Annotated in this window: 15 protein-coding genes; 7 read left to right on the forward strand and 8 right to left on the reverse strand. The window is 71.8% G+C overall.

What is annotated here, in order from left to right; translation table 11 throughout:
- Positions 1-79: 79 nt before the first annotated feature.
- The 3 genes from ACFPZI_RS32550 to ACFPZI_RS32560 all read left to right on the forward strand — a co-directional run bounded on the left by ACFPZI_RS32550 (position 80) and on the right by ACFPZI_RS32560 (position 3926).
- Complete coding sequence (locus tag ACFPZI_RS32550) at positions 80-1870, forward strand: DEAD/DEAH box helicase (protein WP_381370770.1); 1791 nt, start codon at positions 80-82, stop codon at positions 1868-1870.
- Positions 1871-2217: 347 nt separating this feature from the next.
- On the forward strand, positions 2218-2856 hold the full coding sequence (locus ACFPZI_RS32555; protein WP_381370771.1) for an IclR family transcriptional regulator: 639 nt from the start codon (positions 2218-2220) through the stop codon (positions 2854-2856).
- A 278-nt stretch (positions 2857-3134) separates the two neighbouring features.
- Entirely contained in the window at positions 3135-3926 is a 792-nt protein-coding gene (locus tag ACFPZI_RS32560; protein WP_381370772.1) for a S16 family serine protease, read from the forward strand.
- A 15-nt stretch (positions 3927-3941) separates the two neighbouring features.
- Here the strand turns inward: ACFPZI_RS32560 and ACFPZI_RS32565 are convergent, their stop codons facing one another.
- The 5 genes from ACFPZI_RS32565 to ACFPZI_RS32585 form a co-directional block, all read right to left on the reverse strand.
- Positions 3942-4910 (reverse strand): glycine betaine ABC transporter substrate-binding protein, encoded by a 969-nt coding sequence (locus tag ACFPZI_RS32565; RefSeq protein ID WP_381370773.1) that lies wholly within the window; start codon positions 4908-4910, stop codon positions 3942-3944.
- Positions 4907-5794, reverse strand: coding sequence for an ABC transporter permease (locus ACFPZI_RS32570; RefSeq protein ID WP_381370774.1), 888 nt, complete (start codon positions 5792-5794; stop codon positions 4907-4909). The genes ACFPZI_RS32565 and ACFPZI_RS32570 overlap by 4 nt, the downstream gene beginning before the upstream one ends.
- A complete protein-coding gene (locus ACFPZI_RS32575) occupies positions 5791-6999 on the reverse strand; it encodes an ABC transporter ATP-binding protein (protein ID WP_381370823.1) in 1209 nt (402 codons plus the stop codon). Before ACFPZI_RS32575 ends, ACFPZI_RS32570 begins: the two co-directional genes overlap by 4 nt.
- A 79-nt stretch (positions 7000-7078) precedes the next feature.
- Positions 7079-7726, reverse strand: coding sequence for an ABC transporter permease (locus ACFPZI_RS32580; protein WP_381370775.1), 648 nt, complete (start codon positions 7724-7726; stop codon positions 7079-7081).
- Positions 7727-7770: 44 nt separating this feature from the next.
- Entirely contained in the window at positions 7771-8271 is a 501-nt protein-coding gene (locus tag ACFPZI_RS32585) for an Lrp/AsnC family transcriptional regulator (RefSeq protein ID WP_381370776.1), read from the reverse strand.
- Positions 8272-8394: 123 nt separating this feature from the next.
- Here ACFPZI_RS32585 and hppD point away from each other — a divergent pair, with 123 nt between their 5' ends.
- Positions 8395-9543: a 4-hydroxyphenylpyruvate dioxygenase gene (gene hppD / locus ACFPZI_RS32590; RefSeq protein WP_381370777.1), complete on the forward strand. Its 1149-nt coding sequence runs from the start codon at positions 8395-8397 to the stop codon at positions 9541-9543.
- 130 nt (positions 9544-9673) lie between these two features.
- Here the strand turns inward: hppD and ACFPZI_RS32595 are convergent, their stop codons facing one another.
- A complete protein-coding gene (locus tag ACFPZI_RS32595; protein ID WP_381370778.1) occupies positions 9674-11230 on the reverse strand; it encodes a tetratricopeptide repeat protein in 1557 nt (518 codons plus the stop codon).
- A gap of 116 nt (positions 11231-11346) precedes the next feature.
- Here ACFPZI_RS32595 and ACFPZI_RS32600 point away from each other — a divergent pair, with 116 nt between their 5' ends.
- Entirely contained in the window at positions 11347-12762 is a 1416-nt protein-coding gene (locus ACFPZI_RS32600) for an FAD-binding oxidoreductase (RefSeq protein ID WP_381370779.1), read from the forward strand.
- Between the two features lie 29 nt (positions 12763-12791).
- Here the strand turns inward: ACFPZI_RS32600 and ACFPZI_RS32605 are convergent, their stop codons facing one another.
- Positions 12792-13202, reverse strand: a complete 411-nt coding sequence (locus ACFPZI_RS32605) for an SsgA family sporulation/cell division regulator (RefSeq protein WP_381370780.1) — start codon at positions 13200-13202, stop codon at positions 12792-12794.
- A gap of 227 nt (positions 13203-13429) precedes the next feature.
- Between ACFPZI_RS32605 and ACFPZI_RS32610 the strand changes: the two genes are divergently transcribed.
- Positions 13430-15064, forward strand: coding sequence for an RDD family protein (locus tag ACFPZI_RS32610; protein WP_381370781.1), 1635 nt, complete (start codon positions 13430-13432; stop codon positions 15062-15064).
- A gap of 144 nt (positions 15065-15208) precedes the next feature.
- Entirely contained in the window at positions 15209-15886 is a 678-nt protein-coding gene (locus tag ACFPZI_RS32615; RefSeq protein WP_381370782.1) for an RDD family protein, read from the forward strand.
- A gap of 52 nt (positions 15887-15938) precedes the next feature.
- Here the strand turns inward: ACFPZI_RS32615 and ACFPZI_RS32620 are convergent, their stop codons facing one another.
- A complete protein-coding gene (locus ACFPZI_RS32620; protein WP_381370783.1) occupies positions 15939-16229 on the reverse strand; it encodes a hypothetical protein in 291 nt (96 codons plus the stop codon).
- Positions 16230-16415: the final 186 nt, after the last annotated feature.

Here is a 16415-nt window from a genome sequence, read left to right on the forward strand (position 1 = left end):
TGCGGCCGGCCGCCCCTGCGGCCGGGTTCCCGGCGCGGCCGAGCCGCCCGAACCCGCCCCCGTCCCCACAACGGAGACCGTGACTACCACCGCCGCTTCCGCCTCGCACCACCTGTCCCCGGCCTTTCCCGGCCGTGCCCCCTGGGGCACCGCCGGCAAGCTCCGGGCCTGGCAGCAGGGGGCGATGGAGAGGTACCTCCAGACGCAGCCGCGCGACTTCCTGGCGGTCGCCACCCCCGGCGCCGGCAAGACCACCTTCGCGCTGACGCTGGCCTCCTGGCTGCTGCACCACCACGTCGTGCAGCAGGTGACCGTCGTCGCGCCCACCGAGCATCTGAAGAAGCAGTGGGCCGAGGCCGCCGCGCGGGTCGGGATCAAGCTGGACCCCGAGTACAGCGCGGGCCCGGTCGGCAAGGACTACCACGGGGTCGCCGTCACCTACGCCGGTGTCGGCGTGCGCCCCATGCTGCACCGCAACCGGTCCGAGCAGCGCAAGACCCTCGTCATCCTCGACGAGATCCACCACGCCGGTGACAGCAAGTCCTGGGGCGAGGCCTGCCTGGAGGCGTTCGAGCCGGCCACCCGCAGGCTCACGCTGACCGGTACGCCGTTCCGGTCCGACACCAACCCCATCCCGTTCGTGACGTACGAGGAGGGCAACGACGGCATCCGCCGGTCGGCCGCCGACTACACCTACGGGTACGGCTCCGCGCTCGCCGACGGCGTCGTCCGCCCCGTCATCTTCCTCGCCTACAGCGGCAACATGCGCTGGCGCACCAAGGCCGGCGACGAGATCGCGGCCCGCCTCGGCGAACCCATGACCAAGGACGCGATCAGCCAGGCCTGGCGCACCGCCCTCGACCCGCGCGGCGAGTGGATGCCGTCCGTGCTGCGCGCCGCGGACCAGCGGCTGACCGAGGTCAGGAAGTCCGTCCCGGACGCCGGGGCCCTCGTCATCGCCACCGACCAGGACTCCGCCCGCGCCTACGCCAAGCTGATCCGCGAGATCACCGGCAGCAAGGCCACCGTCGTCCTGTCCGACGACACCGGCGCCTCGAAACGCATCGACGAGTTCAGCGGGAGTGACGACCGGTGGATGGTCGCCGTCCGCATGGTGTCCGAGGGCGTCGACGTCCCGCGCCTCGCCGTCGGCGTGTACGCCACCACCATCTCCACCCCGCTGTTCTTCGCCCAGGCCGTCGGCCGTTTCGTACGGTCGAGGCGGCGCGGCGAGACCGCCTCCGTGTTCCTGCCGACCGTGCCCGACCTGCTCACCTTCGCGGGCGAGATGGAGCGCGAGCGCGACCACGTCCTCGACAAGCCCAAGAAGGAGGGCGAGGAGGACCCGTACGCCGAGTCCGAGCAGGAGATGGACGAGGCGAACCGGGAGCAGGACGAGGACACCGGCGAGGAGATGCTGCCCTTCGAGGCGCTGGAGTCCGACGCCGTCTTCGACCGGGTCACCTACAACGGCGCCGACTTCGGCATGCAGGCCCACCCCGGCAGCGAGGAGGAGCAGGACTACCTGGGCATCCCGGGGCTCCTCGAACCCGACCAGGTGGAGCTGCTGCTGCAGAAGCGGCAGGCCCGGCAGATCGCGCACAGCCGCAAGAAGCCGGACACCGAGGCCGACCTGCTCGAACTGCCCGCCGAGCGGCGCCCCGTGGTCTCCCACAAGGAGATGATGGAACTGCGCCGGCAGCTCAACAACATGGTCGGCGCCTACGTCCACCAGAGCGGCAAACCGCACGGCGTCATCCACACCGAGCTGCGCCGCGTCTGCGGCGGCCCGCCCGCCGCCGAGGCGACACCGGGCCAGCTGCGCCAGCGGATCGCCAAGGTGCAGGAGTGGGCCACCCGCATGCGGTGAGCCCGACCTGCACCCGAGCCCTGCACCCGAGCCCCGCTCCCTGGTCCGGCTTGATCCAAACGAAAGACGCCAGGATCCGTTCATGTATGGGCAAACAGTGTCACTTTGTGGGCAGAGGTGCCCGGATTCTGGACGGAGCCTTCCGCTGACCGGACCGGCTCGCTACTGTCCCGCTACGCACACGCCCCGTGGCAGCGCCGCCGCGGAGCGCAGCCGTGAAGCGACTGCGCCCGGGACACAGCCGGGCCGCCGGCCGATCGGCGGCCTCTGAAGCGCGTCGCCGACGGGACTCGGTGACGCATACGCCGTGAGAGGGCCGCCGACCTGACCACGAAGGAGTGGGCGTCGTGACCGCGGAGACCTCTCAGACGCTCGACCGGGGACTACGGGTCCTCAAACTGCTGGCCGACACGGACCACGGTCTGACCGTCACCGAGCTTTCCCACAGACTGGGCGTGAACCGGACCGTTGTGTACCGGTTGCTCGCCACACTGGAACAGCACGCGCTCGTACGCCGTGACCTCGGCGGACGGGCTCGGGTCGGACTCGGGGTGCTGCGGCTGGGCCGCCAGGTGCACCCGCTCGTACGCGAGGCCGCGATGCCGGCCCTGCGGTCGCTGGCGGAGGACATCGGCGCGACCGCGCACCTGACGCTGGTGGACGGGGCCGAAGCGCTGGCCGTCGCCGTGGTGGAACCGTCGTGGACGGACTACCACGTGGCCTACCGGGCCGGGTTCCGGCATCCGCTGGAACGGGGCGCCGCCGGCAGGGCGATCATCTCGGCCCGGCAGCGGCCGCGCGACCCCGGATACACCCTCACCCACGGCGAACTGGAAGCCGGCGCGTGCGGAGCGGCGGCGCCCCTGATCGGGGTCACCGGCGTCGAGGGCAGCGTCGGCGTGGTGATGCTGGCCGACGTGGTCCCCGAACGGGTCGGCCCCCGCGTCATGGACGCGGCCCGCGAGGTCGCGGAGGCGCTGCGCTGACGGCCGGGGGCGCTGAGCCGGCGGTCGCGGAGACATCGCGCCGAAGGTGCCCACGTGATCGGGTGAAGCGCATACCGTGCGTTGCGAGAACCAAGCGCGCACACCGTGTCGATCGAGAACCAGGACGGCACACCCGAGCTTTGCTCGACGAACCGGGCAGGTTCCGTCCCGGCTGGTGTTGAGGGAGTAAGGCCTCGCAGGTCGCTGACCTGTGGGGCTTCCTGAGCCAGGAATCCCCCTGCTCCAACTGGGGGGAGGGTTCACGTTAGATTGATCCCGTGCTCTCTCGCCTCACGCGCCCCCGGGTCCTCGCCGTCTGTGCCGCTCCCGTCGTCGCCCTGCTGGCCACGGCGGTGTTCGCGCCGCTGCCGTTCTCGGTGGCGCAGCCGGGGCTGACGGCCGACGTGCTCGGCAAGAACCGGGGCACGCAGGTCATCACCATTTCCGGCGCGAAGACCCGCGAGACCACCGGTCAGCTGCGGATGACGACGATCGAGGCGACCTCCCCCGACACCCGGGTGAGCCTCCCGGACGTTCTCGACGCCTGGTTCGGCACCGATCAGGCGGTCATGCCCCGCGACTCGGTCTACCCCAGCGGGGGCGACGTCAAGGAGATCGAGCGGTACAACGAGAAGCAGATGCGCCAGTCGCAGGACGAGGCGACCCGGGCCGCACTGGGCTACCTGGACCTGGACGGCAAGGGCGTCAAGGTCGAGCTGAAGCTCGCCGACGTCGGCGGCCCCAGCGCCGGCCTGCTCTTCTCCCTCGGCATCGTCGACAAGCTGAACGGCGACGACAGCGGCGGCGACCTCACCGGCGGCCGGATCATCGCCGGTACGGGGACGATCGACGCCGAAGGCAGGGTCGGCGCCGTGGGCGGAGTGCCGCTGAAGACGCAGGCCGCCCGGCGGGACGGCGCCACCGTCTTCCTGGTCCCCGAGGCCGAGTGCGCCGAGGCGCGGGCGGAACTCCCCGACGGCCTGCGCCTGATCCCGGTCACCACCCTCGAGGGCACCGTCGACGCCCTGGTCGATCTGGAGAAGGGCGCGGGCAAGGTCCCGAGCTGCTGACCGCGGTCCGCCGGCTCAGCGTTTCCTGACGAACCCCTCGTTCACCATCCAGTCCAGCGCCACCTGGTGGGGGTCCTCGCCGTCCACGTCCACCTTGGCGTTCAGGGTCCGCGCCACCTCGTTGTCCAGCTTCGCGGTGACCGGGTCGAGGACCTCGGGAATCGCCGGCCACTTCTTCAGGGCACCGGTGTTGACCATCGGCGCCGCGTTGTAGTTGGGGAAGAACTTCCTGTCGTCCTTCATCACCACCAGGTTCATGGACTTGATCCGGCCGTCGGTGGTGAAGACCTCGCCGTAGGTGCAGGCGCCCTTGGCCGTCTGGGTGTAGATGATCCCGGTGTCCATCTGCGTGATGTTCCCCGCGGCCACGTTCATGCCGTACGCCTTCTCCATGCCCCGCAGCCCGTCCGTCCGGTTGGCGAACTCGCCCTCCACGCACAGGGTCACCGCCGACGGGTCGGACTTCGCCAGCGCGGCCACCTCCGACAGCGTCCGCGTGCCGTACTTCCTGTAGTTCGCCTGGTTCATGGCCAGGGCGTAGGTGTTGTTCAGCGCCGACGGCTCCAGCCAGGTCACCCCGTTCCTCAGGTCGGCCTCGCGCACCGCCTCCCACTGCTTGCGCGGGTCGGGGAGGGGCTTGCTGTTGCCCTGGTACGTGATCCACGCCGTGCCGGTGTACTCGTACGAGGCGTCCGCGTTCCCCTTGACGACCGCCTCCCGGGCGCCGATGGAGCCCTGGATGCCGGTGCGGTCGATCACCTGGGCGCCGGCCGCCTGGAAGGCGATGCCCATGATCGCGCCCAGGATCAGCTGCTCGGTGAACTCCTTGGAGGTGACAGTGAGGTTCGCGCCCTCGAGCGGCTTCCCCCGCCCGATCGAACCCGGTTCCACGGCGTCGACCATGGGGGAGCCGCTGGTCAGCCCGCAGGAGGAGACCCCCGTCAGCAGCACGCCGGCGAGCAGCAGACACCCGCGCCGCCTCATGTGCCCGCCTCCAGCCCCCGCGGCCGCAGCAGCAGTTCGGCCAGCGAGGCCAGCCAGTCCACCAGCAGGGCCAGGGCGACCGTGAGGATCGCGCCCAGCACCAGCACCGGCATCCGCTGGCTGGTGATCCCGGTGGTGATCAGGACGCCCAGACCGCCGCCCCCGCCGAAGGTCGCCAGGGTGGCCGTGCCGACGTTCAGGACCAGGGCCGTACGCACCCCGGCGAGGATGAGCGGGACGGCCAGGGGCAGTTCCACGCGGGCCAGTACGCCCAGCGGGGACATGCCGATGCCGCGCGCCGCCTCCAGCAGGGTCGGGTCGTTGGCCCGCAGGCCCGCGATGGTGTTGGAGAGCACCGGCAGCACGGCGTAGGCGATGATGCCGATGAGGGCGGCCCTGCGGCCGATGCCGAGCCAGATCACCAGCAGCGCGAGCAGACCGATCGCGGGCGTCGCCTGGCCCATGTTGGCGAACGCCATCACGACCGGGGCGGCCCTGCGCAAGGCCGGTCTGGTCAGCAGGATCCCCAGCGGGATCGCGATGATCAGCACGAAGAAGGTCGAGATCACGGTCAGTTCGATGTGCTGCCACAGCGCCTTGGACACCTGCCCGTCGGAGAGCGCGTTCCGGGACAGCGCGTCCAGGTCGGCCTGGGTGAACCACAGCCAGGTCGCGAGCAGCAGGGCGATCAGTACCACGGGCAGGAACGTCAGCTTCTGCCACGTCACCCGGGACGCGTTCGCCACCGGGGACGCGGACCCGGCCGGTCCGCTCGTGGGCCCGTCCCCGCCGTCGTCCTTGTCCCGGCCCTCGCCGTCGTCGCGGAAGGCGAGCCCTTTGGCCTCGTGCTCGCCGGGGGGCCGCCGCTGCGGGGAGGAGCTCACCGGTCCCCCTCCTCGCCCACGCCCTCCTGTTCGGCGTGCGTCAGGCCGGCCCGCTGCCCCTCCAGTTCGTGCTGGGCCTCCATCGCCTCCAGCCGGTCGGCCTCCAGCAGTTCGTGCACGGAGTTCATCAGCGTCTCCACGTCGACGACGCCCTCGTACGCGCCGCGCCCGCCGGTGACCGCGACCCGTCCCGCGCTGTCGGTGAGCACCGCCTCCAGCGCGTCCCGCAGGGTGGCGTCCCGGGTCACCGTGTCGTGCACGAGGGTGCCCGCGCGGGCCAGCGAGCCCTTGGCCCGCATCAGGTCGCCGCGCCGGAGCCACTTGTAGGGGCGGCGGCGCCGGTCGAGCAGCAGGATCTCGTTGGAGCCGCTGGAGCGGAGCAGGTTGAAGATCTCCTGGAGCGGGTCGTCGACGGTCACCGTCGGATAGTCGGTGATCCCCACGTCCCGTACGCGGGTGAGGTTCAGCCGCTTCAGCGCGGCCCCGGCGCCGACGAAACCCGAGACGAAGTCGTCCGCCGGGTTGGTGAGGATCGCCTCCGGGGTGTCGAACTGGGCGATGTGCGAGCGCTCGCGCAGTACCGCGATCCGGTCGCCGAGCTTGATCGCCTCGTCGAAGTCGTGGGTGACGAAGACGATCGTCTTGTGCAGTTCGTGCTGCAGCCGGATCAGCTCGTCCTGGAGATGGTCGCGGGTGATGGGGTCCACCGCCCCGAACGGCTCGTCCATCAGCAGCACCGGCGGGTCCGCCGCCAGCGCCCGCGCCACGCCCACCCGCTGCTGCTGCCCGCCGGAGAGGCGGCGCGGATAGCGGCCGTGGAACTCGCCCGGGTCCAGGCCGACCAGGTCCAGCATCTCCTCCACCCGCGCCCGCACCCGGGCCGCCGGCCAGCGCAGCATCTTCGGCACCAGCGCGATGTTCTGGGCCACCGTCATGTGCGGGAACAGCCCGCTGGACTGGATCGCGTACCCGACCTGGCGGCGCAGCTTCACCGGGTCCATGTCGGTGACGTCCTCGTCGCCGATGCGGATCCGGCCGCCGCTCGGCTCGATCAACCGGTTGATCATCTTCAGTGTGGTCGACTTCCCGCAGCCGGACGGGCCGACGAGGATGACCGTCTCGCCCGCCCTGATCTCCATGCTGACGTTGTCGACGGCCGGCTGCGGACTGCCCGGATACCGCTTGGTGAGGCTCTCCAGCTCGATGGTCGCGCCGGTGGTTCCGGCGGATTCGGTGGCGTCGTCGGGTGCGGCGAGTGCGCCGGGCGTCCCCGAAGCGGGTGACTCAGGCACGGATCCCCCTGGAGATGGTCAGCCGCCCGATCAGGACGTACCCGGCGTCGAACAACAGCGCGAGGAGGATGATCAGGAGGGTGCCCGCGAGCACCTGGTTGAGCGCGTTGCTGCTGCCCAGCGAGGCGATCCCGCGGAAGATCAGGTTGCCGAGGCCGGGGCCGGAGGCGTACGCGGCGATGGCGGCGATGCCCATCAGCATCTGCGTGGAGACCCGGATCCCGGTGAGGATCGGTGGCCAGGCCAGCGGCAGCTCCACCCGGGCCAGCCGGGCCACCCGCGACATGCCGATGCCGGTGGCCGCGTCCACCAGCGCGGGGTCGACCCCGCGCAGGCCGACGATCGAGTTCCGCACGATCGGCAGCAGCCCGTACAGCGTCAGCGCGATCACCGTCGGCGGCACCCCGAGCCCCACGATCGGGATCAGCAGACCGATCATGGCCAGCGACGGGATGGTCAGCAGGGTCGAGGTGGTGGTCGTGGCCAAGCTGCCCGCCCAGTCGCTGCGGTACGTCGCCACCCCGATCAGCACGCCGATCGCGGTCGCCGCCACCATGCACTGGAAGACCACGCTCGCGTGCTGGTACGTGTCGATGAGCAGCTGCTGGTGGCGGTTGCCCAGGTACTCCCAGAAGTTCACGTCCGCTCACCCCAGCTCGGCCACGCCCGTCCGGTCGGTCCGGCTCAGTCCGGTCCGTCCGGGTCCCTGCCCGGCGGTTCGAGGAGCGCGGCCTGCTCCACCAGCGGGATGATCCGCAGCGGAACGGGGTTCTCCATCACGATCGCCGTGGCGGCCCGGACGATGCCATCAAAACCGACGACACGGTCGATCACCCGTTGGAGATCGGCGTTGGAGCGGGCCACGAGCCGGCACAGCATGTCCCCGCTGCCGGTCGTGGTGTGCAGTTCCAGGACCTCCGGAACGGTCGCCAAGTGCGCCCGGACATCCGCCCCTTGACCCTGCCGGATCTCCAGCGTCGCGAACGCCGTGACCGGGTAGCCGAGGGCCGCCGGATCCACCTGGGGGCCGAAGCCGCGGATGACTCCGTTCGACTGAAGCCGGTCCAGCCGCGCCTGCACCGTCCCCCGCGCCACTCCCAGCCGCCGGGACATCTCCAGTACCCCGATCCGCGGCTCCCGTGCGAGGAGCAGGATGATCCGGCCGTCCAGCCGATCGATCGCCATGCCGGCCTCCGCTTCTGGTCATCCTGTACAGACAGTCCGCTGATCACGGCAGGTCACTGGACACCATGCCCAGTGAACGAGCGAACTATTGCGCACCTTGCAGAGCTGGATCACCCTGCACCTATGACGCAGACCACACACCACACTCCCGACACGACCGCCCGGCAGGCCGATCCCTTCCCGGTCAAGGGAATGGACGCGGTCGTCTTCGCCGTGGGCAACGCCAAGCAGGCGGCGCACTACTACTCCACCGCCTTCGGCATGAAGCTGGTCGCCTACTCCGGACCGGAGAACGGCAGCCGTGAGACCGCGAGCTACGTCCTGGAGAGCGGCTCCGCCCGGTTCGTCCTCACCTCGGTGATCAAGCAGTCCACCGAACAGGGCGCCTTCCTCGCCGAGCACGTGGCCGCCCACGGCGACGGCGTCGTCGACCTCGCCCTCGAGGTCCCGGACGCGCGCGCCGCGTTCGCCTACGCCGTCGAGCACGGCGCCCGCCCGCTCGCCCAGCCGTACGAGCTGAAGGACGAGCACGGCACCGTCGTCCTCGCCGCGATCGCCACGTACGGCGAGACCCGGCACACCCTCGTCGAGCGCACCGGCTACGACGGGCCCTACCTGCCCGGCTTCGTCGCCGCCGAGCCGATCGTGGAACCACCCTCCCAGCGGTTCTTCCAGGCCATCGACCACTGCGTCGGCAACGTCGAGCTCGGCCGGATGAACGAGTGGGTCGCGTTCTACAACAAGGTCATGGGCTTCACGAACATGAAGGAGTTCGTGGGCGATGACATCGCCACCGAGTACAGCGCGCTGATGTCGAAGGTGGTCGCCGACGGCACCCTCAAGGTCAAGTTCCCGATCAACGAGCCCGCCGTCGCCAAGAAGAAGTCCCAGATCGACGAGTACCTGGAGTTCTACGGCGGCGCCGGCGTCCAGCACATCGCGCTCAACACCAACGACATCGTGCAGACGGTCCGCCAGATGCGCGCGGCCGGTGTGCGGTTCCTGGACACCCCGGACTCGTACTACGACACCCTCGGCGAGTGGGCCGGCGACACCCGGGTGCCGGTCGACACCCTGCGCGAGCTGAAGATCCTCGTCGACCGGGACGAGGACGGCTACCTGCTGCAGATCTTCACCAAGCCGGTCCAGGACCGGCCGACCGTGTTCTTCGAGATCATCGAGCGGCACGGCTCCATGGGCTTCGGCAAGGGCAACTTCAAGGCCCTCTTCGAGGCCATCGAACGGGAGCAGGAACGCCGCGGCAACCTGTGACCGGGTGACGGCGAGACCGATGCCGGCTAGGTCCGGACGCGGGCACCACCCCGCGTCCGGTTCTCGCCGCGGCTGTCCCGCGTCCGGTTCTCGCTGTGGCCGTCCTGTATCCGGCCCCCTCCGGCTCTCCTCATGACCAGTCCGGCGGCCCGTCCCCGACCGGTGGCTCGCCCAGCCGTTCCAGTGCCGCCTTCGCCTGAGGCACCCGCAGCGGGGAGAAGTACGGGTTGATCCGCAGGGCCTCCCGCAGATGCCGCCGCGCGGGCCCTCCCCCAAGCTCTCGGCTTCTCCCCCGAGTTCCCGGCTCCGCTCGAACAGGGGGGACCCCCACGAGCAGGGGGGACCCCCCTCGCCCCAGCTCGAGCTCGATCATGCCCCGGTGAAAGGCGTGCAGCGCGCTGCGCACCCCGCCGCCGTGCGTCTCCTCCGTCGCCCGCACCGCGAACTCCAGCGCCTCCTCGGACCGCCCCGACCGGTGCAGCGCCCAGCCCAGCGCGTCGGCCACCGCCGTCGACGGCTGCCGCTCCCACTCCGTCCGCAGCCGCCGCACCGCGGCCCGAGGGTCCCCGTGGTCCGCCTCGAACCGGCCGAGCACCAGATCCCCGCCGACCCCGTGGGCGGCGGCCTCGCGTACCAGGGAGCGCAGCAGGTCGTAGTGGACCCGGGCGGCCTGCCGCAGCCCCAGGGACTCGTACAGCTCGCCCAATTCCAGCGCGTACTCCGGCAGCGGCTGCCGGGCCAGCGCCGCCCGGTAGGCGCTGAGCGCCTCCGTGGTCCGGCCGAGCGCGACCAGCGCCCTGCCCTGCCCCACCTGCGCCGCTCGCTGGTCCGGGTCGATGCGCACCGCCTCCTGGAAGTGCCGCAGGGCGTCCTCCCGGTCGCCGCGCTCCCAGGCCAGCTGCCCGGCCTGTTCCAGGTACGACGCCCGCTCGGCCGGTTCCCCGGCCGCCGCGGCGGCGTCGGCGAGCTGGGCCGCCGCGTCCTCCTGCCTGCCCTTGTCCCGGTACACGGCCGCCGCCCGCGCCATCACGGCCGGATCCGACCGCAACGCCTTCAGCCGGTCCAGCATCTTCCCCGCCGCCTCGCCGTCACCGAGTCCGGCGTACGCCTCGACCAGCGGGGGGTACGTCGTCCACCGCTTCGGCTCCAGCTTCAGTGCCCGCTCGCCCCACTCGAGGGCGGCGGGATGGTCGCGGCGCGCGTTCGCCAGCGCCGCCAGCCCGCGCAGCGCCTCGGCATTGCCCCGTGGCCGCACCTTCAGCGAGGTGCGCAGCGCCTGCTCGGCCCGCGAGTACCGCGCGGGGTCCGCCAGCCGCCGCCCCTGCTCCAGCCGGGCCGCCCCGAGCACCGCCCAGGACTCCGCGTCCTTCGGATGCTCCTTCAGATGCCGCTCCCGCTCCTCGACCAGCACTTCCAGATCGGGCAGCGACGCCGGCACCCCACCGGCCACCGCCGCCTGCGCCCGCGCCCCGGCCACCACTGCCTGCGCCCGCGCCCCGGGTGCCGGCTCCGGTGGCCCGTCCGCCCGGTGCCCCCACGGCAGCAGCACCAGCACCCCGCCGAGCACGGCACACCCGGCGGCGGCCGAACCGAACCGCATCCGGCGCCCGCGGCCCACCCGCCCGCGGATCTCGTCCTGCCGACGGGTCTCGTCCCCGCCCCCGGTCTCCTGTGGCTTGTCGTCCATGGCGCACACTGTGCGTCACATCATCCGCCGATACGACGAACCACACCCCGGTTCACGACGGCTTACGACCAGGTGACGTACGGGGGGTTCACACCGATGGCCCCGGGTGTCACGCTGTGATCGTGAGCCGTATCGAAGCGCGACGCGATGAAGACACGGTGGCGGTCGGCCCCCTCGTCGGCCGGCTGCTCGACGGCCTGCCCCCCGAGGCCGTGCTCACCGACTCCGACATCACGGCCTCCTACGCCAACGACATGGCGAGCTTCTGCCCGGCCGGCACCCCGGCGGTGGTCGTCCTGCCCCGCACGGTCGAACAGGTGCAGCACGTCATGCGCACCGCCACCGCCCTGCGCGTCCCCGTCGTCCCGCAGGGCGCCCGCACCGGCCTGTCCGGTGCCGCCAACGCGACCGACGGATGCATCGTGCTCTCCCTGACCAGGATGGACGCCATCCTGGAGATCAACCCCGTCGACCGGGTCGCCGTCGTCGAACCCGGCGTCGTCAACGCCACCCTCTCCCACGCCGTCGGCGAACACGGCCTCTCCTACCCGCCCGACCCCTCCAGCTGGGAGACCTGCACCATCGGCGGCAACATCGGCACCGCCTCCGGCGGGCTGTGCTGCGTGAAGTACGGCGTCACCGCCGAGTACGTGCTCGGCCTCGACGTGGTCCTCGCCGACGGCCGCCTGATGTCCACCGGCCGCCGCACCGCCAAGGGCGTCGCCGGATACGACCTGACCCGCCTGTTCGTCGGCTCCGAGGGATCCCTCGGCGTCGTCGTGCGCGCGATCCTCGCCCTGCGGCCCCAACCGCCCGAGCAGCTGGTGCTGGCCGCCGAGTTCGCCTCCGGCGCCGCCGCCTGCGACGCCGTGTGCCGCATCATGGCCGGCGGGCACGTCCCCTCACTCCTCGAGCTGATGGACCGTACGACGGTCAAGGCCGTCAACGACATGGCCCGGATGGGACTCCCGGAGAGCACCGAGGCCCTGCTGCTCGCCGCGTTCGACACCACCGACCCCGCCGCCGACCTCACCGCCCTCGGCGCGCTGTGCGAGGCGGCCGGCGCCACCCAGGTCGTACCGGCCGAGGACGCCGCCGAGTCCGAACTGCTGCTCCAGGCCAGGCGCCTGTCCCTGGTCGCCCTGGAGGCGGTCAAGGGCACCACGATGATCGACGACGTGTGCGTGCCCCGCTCCCGGCTCGGCGAACTCATCGACGGCGTCGAGCGGATCGCCGAGAAGTACCGGCTCACCATCGGTGTCGTCGCCCACGCGGGCGACGGCAACACCCACCCGACCGTCTGCTTCGACGCCCAGGACCCCGACGAGTCGCGCCGGGCCCGCGAGTCCTTCGACGAGATCATGGCCCTCGGCCTGGAACTCGGCGGCACCATCACCGGCGAGCACGGCGTCGGCGTACTGAAGAAGGAATGGCTGGCCCGCGAGATCGGCCCGGTGGGCGTGGAGATGCAGCGGGCCGTCAAACAGGTCTTCGACCCGCTGAACCTCCTGAACCCGGGCAAGCTCTTCTGACCCGACGCCCTCCCGCGCACCCCGCGCCGTCACGGGGCGAGCAGCTCGGTCAGTCCGTCGTCCAGCCCGAGCCGCTCGCTCTCGCTGCCCGGCGGCACCACCCGCAGCGTCCGCTCCAGCCACGACGACACCTGCGCCGCCGGTGCCTCCAGCAGGGCGTCCCCCTCGGGCGAGCGCAGCGCCACCAGGACGACGCCGCGCCCCTCCGCCTTCGACGGCCACACCCGCACATCGCCGTGCCCGCACGGCCGGAACACACCTTCGATCAGCAGTTCGCGGGCGAACGTCCAGTGCACCGGCTGCCCGGAGTCGATGTGAAAGGTGAGGTGCACGGCGTAGGGGTCGTCGGCGCGGTAGCCGAGCCGGGCCGACACCGGGACGTCCCGCTCCGGCGACAGGATGAGCCGCAGTTCCACTTCGCGCTCCACCACGATGCCCATGGCGCAGGTCCTCTCTCTCGTGAACTCTCGTACAGGGGCCAGCAAGGGGTCGTCACAGGAGAGAGAGGGAAGGTCCGGGAGCATTACGCGGGTTCGCGAAAGTTTTTTCGCGGTACCACATCGGTGCCCGAAAGGGGGGCGTCCGGCCGGACGGGCCCTGATCCTTGCGCCCGTCTGATAAATGTGGTCCCCCCGACCCACCCGCGAGCAGATACGGGACGACGGACATGAGCGCCCCTACCCCGGCCCCCGGCGACGACACGCCGCGCGAAGGCTTTTACCCGGACCCGTCCATCCCCGGATATGTCCGGTACTGGAACGGTGCCGCCTGGGTACCGGGCACCAGCCGTCCGGCGCCGGAGGACGGCGGTGCGCCACTCGCGCCGTCGGCGTCCGCCGGTGCCGCGTCCTTCGGCACGGCATCCTCCGGTTCCGGCTCCTCCGGTTCCGCCCCGGCGGTGCCCACCGTCGAGGAGACCGGCCCGTACTTCTTCGACGAGGACCCGGTCGACGGAGCCCGACCGTCACCCTCGTCTTCTTCCCCGTCCCCGTCCCCGTCCCCGTCCCCTTCCCCTTCCCAGTCCCAGTACCAGTACCCGTCCCCGTCCTCTCCCTTCTCCCCGTCTCCCTCGCCGGCCGACTCGCAGCACGGCAGCCGGCCCGAGCCCGCCTCGGCATGGGGTGCCGACCGCTCCCACCAGTCCGGCTTCGGCGGCGACCAGGACCGCCGGGTCTCCTGGGGAGCGGACCCGAGAGTGGCGCACGCGTCCGGTCCGGCGGGCGGCGAGTCCACGGGCACGGGTACGGGCGGTGCGGATGCCGGTGCGGCGCCCGCGGGCAGCACGTTCGTGTTCCGCCCGCCGACGGCCAAGCCACCGAGCGCGGACAGCGGTTCCACCGGAGTCTCTGAGTCCTCCGCGGCCCCCGCGGCCCCCGCACCCGCCGTGGCCTCGGACAGTGCGATCGCGGACGAGGGCACCATGACCTTCCGCGCCGTCGGCCCGCGCCAGGGTTCCGGCGCGGCCTCCTCCGGTTCCGCATCGTCCGGGCGTCCCGGGTTCGGGGCGGGGAAGGCCGCCGCCGATCGTGCCGCGCGTACCGCCTCTGGCCAGGCAGGGAGCGGGAGTTCGGCCGCGGCCCCGGTCGTCCCGCCCCAGCCCGCCGCACCGGAGCCCATGCCCGCCCCCGCCCCCATGCCCGCCCCCGCCCCCGCCCCCGCCCCCGCTTCCGCCTCCCGGCCGCTGACGGGCGGTCACGGTGGCGGTCAGTCGTCCTGGGCGCAGCAGGTGCACCGGCTCGCGGACGGGGAGGAGGCGCCGGTCGCGCCGTGGAAGCCGCCGGTCGAGGACATCTTCCAGGCCGCCGCCAGGCGTCAGGCCTCGGCCCGTCCCGCGGGGCTCGGCAAGCGGCTGATCGCGCGACTGCTGGACACCGTCGTCCTCGGCGGCGTCACCGCCCTGGCCGCCGTACCGCTGGGCATCGCGGCGGCGGACCACGTCAACGAGAAGATCGACGCGGCCAAGCTGTCCGGCGAGACCGTCACGGTATGGCTGCTCGACGGCACCACGTCGGTGTACCTGGGCGTCGTCCTCGCCGTTCTCCTCCTCGGCGGTGTCCTCTGCGAGGTGCTGCCCACCGCCAAGTGGGGCCGCACCCTGGGCAAGAAGCTGCTGGGGCTCGAGGTGCGGGACATCGAGGGGCACGACGTGCCAGGATTCGCAGTGGCCCTGCGCCGCTGGCTGGTCTACAGCATCCCCGGACTGCTCGTCGTCGGTGTGGTGGGCGTCCTGTGGTGCCTGTTCGACAAGCCGTGGCGGCAGTGCTGGCACGACAAGGCCGCGCACACGTTCGTGGCGGGCTGACCCGGCCGGAACCACGGGGAACCACACGGGGAACAGACGGGGAATCACCCCTTCGGACCGGCTGCGCGGGCGGGCCGCGGTGCCGGTACTCCGGACGGCGGCTCGCCGGATGCGCGACCGGGGGGTTCGCGGTCGACTCGGGCCATGAGTACCGAACCGCCCCCCGGCTCCGGTCAGCAGCCGCCGGACGACGACCCGTTCAAGAAGAACCCCCCACCCGGCGGCCAGCCCCCGCCGCAGCAAGGCGGCGGCCCTTACGGCGGCGGTCCGCACGGGAGCGGGGGCGGCGACCCCTACGGCGGTGGCGGCGGCGGTCCGTACGAGGGAAGCGGTGGCAGCCCGTACGGGCCTGGCCCCGGCGACCCCCTCGCCGGGATGCCGCCCCTCGCCGACAGCGGCAGGCGCACCCTGGCCCGGCTCATCGACATGATCCTGGTGGGCCTTGTCGTCTGGCTGCTCACCTGGCCGTTCGGCGTGAGCGAGTACAACGTGAACGGCGACGAGGTCAACGTGGGCAAGTCCTTCACCCAGTCCCTCGTCGCCGCGGTCCTCTACATCGCCTACGACACCATCCTGATGTCCCGCTCCGGGCAGACCCTCGGCAAGAAGTGGCTGAAGCTGCGGGTGGCCGACCTGTCCACCGGCTCGACGCCCTCCGTGCAGACGTCACTGCTCCGCGCCGCCGTGCTGTGGATTCCGTTCGCGTTCTGCTGCGCCTGTGTGTGGACCGTGATCGCGGGCGGCTGGAGCTTCTTCGACAAGCCCTACAAGCAGGGCCTGCACGACAAGGCCGCCAAGACGGTCGTGGTCAGCACCCAGTGACGCGGGACCGGCCGACGGGCCCCCGGTGACGGACACCCGCGGCCGACCGGTATCAGGAAACCGCCCGCTCCCGTACGGCTTCGCGCGCCGGCAGGGTCGCCGGTGACGGGAGGGTCGCCCGGACCGGCGCCTGCGGCAGGGACCGCAGCACCGGGGCGGGGAGGGGTTTCGACTGAGGCACCGTCATGGCCACCAGCAGCCCGAGAGTGAGCGCCGCGACGACAACGAGCGCGATGCCCACGCCCGAACTCGTCTGTGACAACAGCAGCAGGGTGAAGGTGGAGAAGACCACGGTGCATGAACCGTAGGCGAGCTGAGCGACAGTCGGACGGGGCATGGCCATCGTGTCCTCGTGAGTCGGGGGCTGTCGGCCTGGCATTCCACCGGCTCGATGGTGTGCCGCCAAGCGACTCTCACCGCGAGCGTGCCCGAGCGGAACGCACAGTAAGCATGACCTAACCGGCAGGACTGGTGCACAGGGGGCGCACGGAGTCATCTCGACGGCGAAACGGACATCCCATGTCCGTAA

It is taken from the genome of Streptomyces chlorus (assembly GCF_042655885.1).
GTDB lineage: Bacteria > Actinomycetota > Actinomycetes > Streptomycetales > Streptomycetaceae > Streptomyces > Streptomyces chlorus.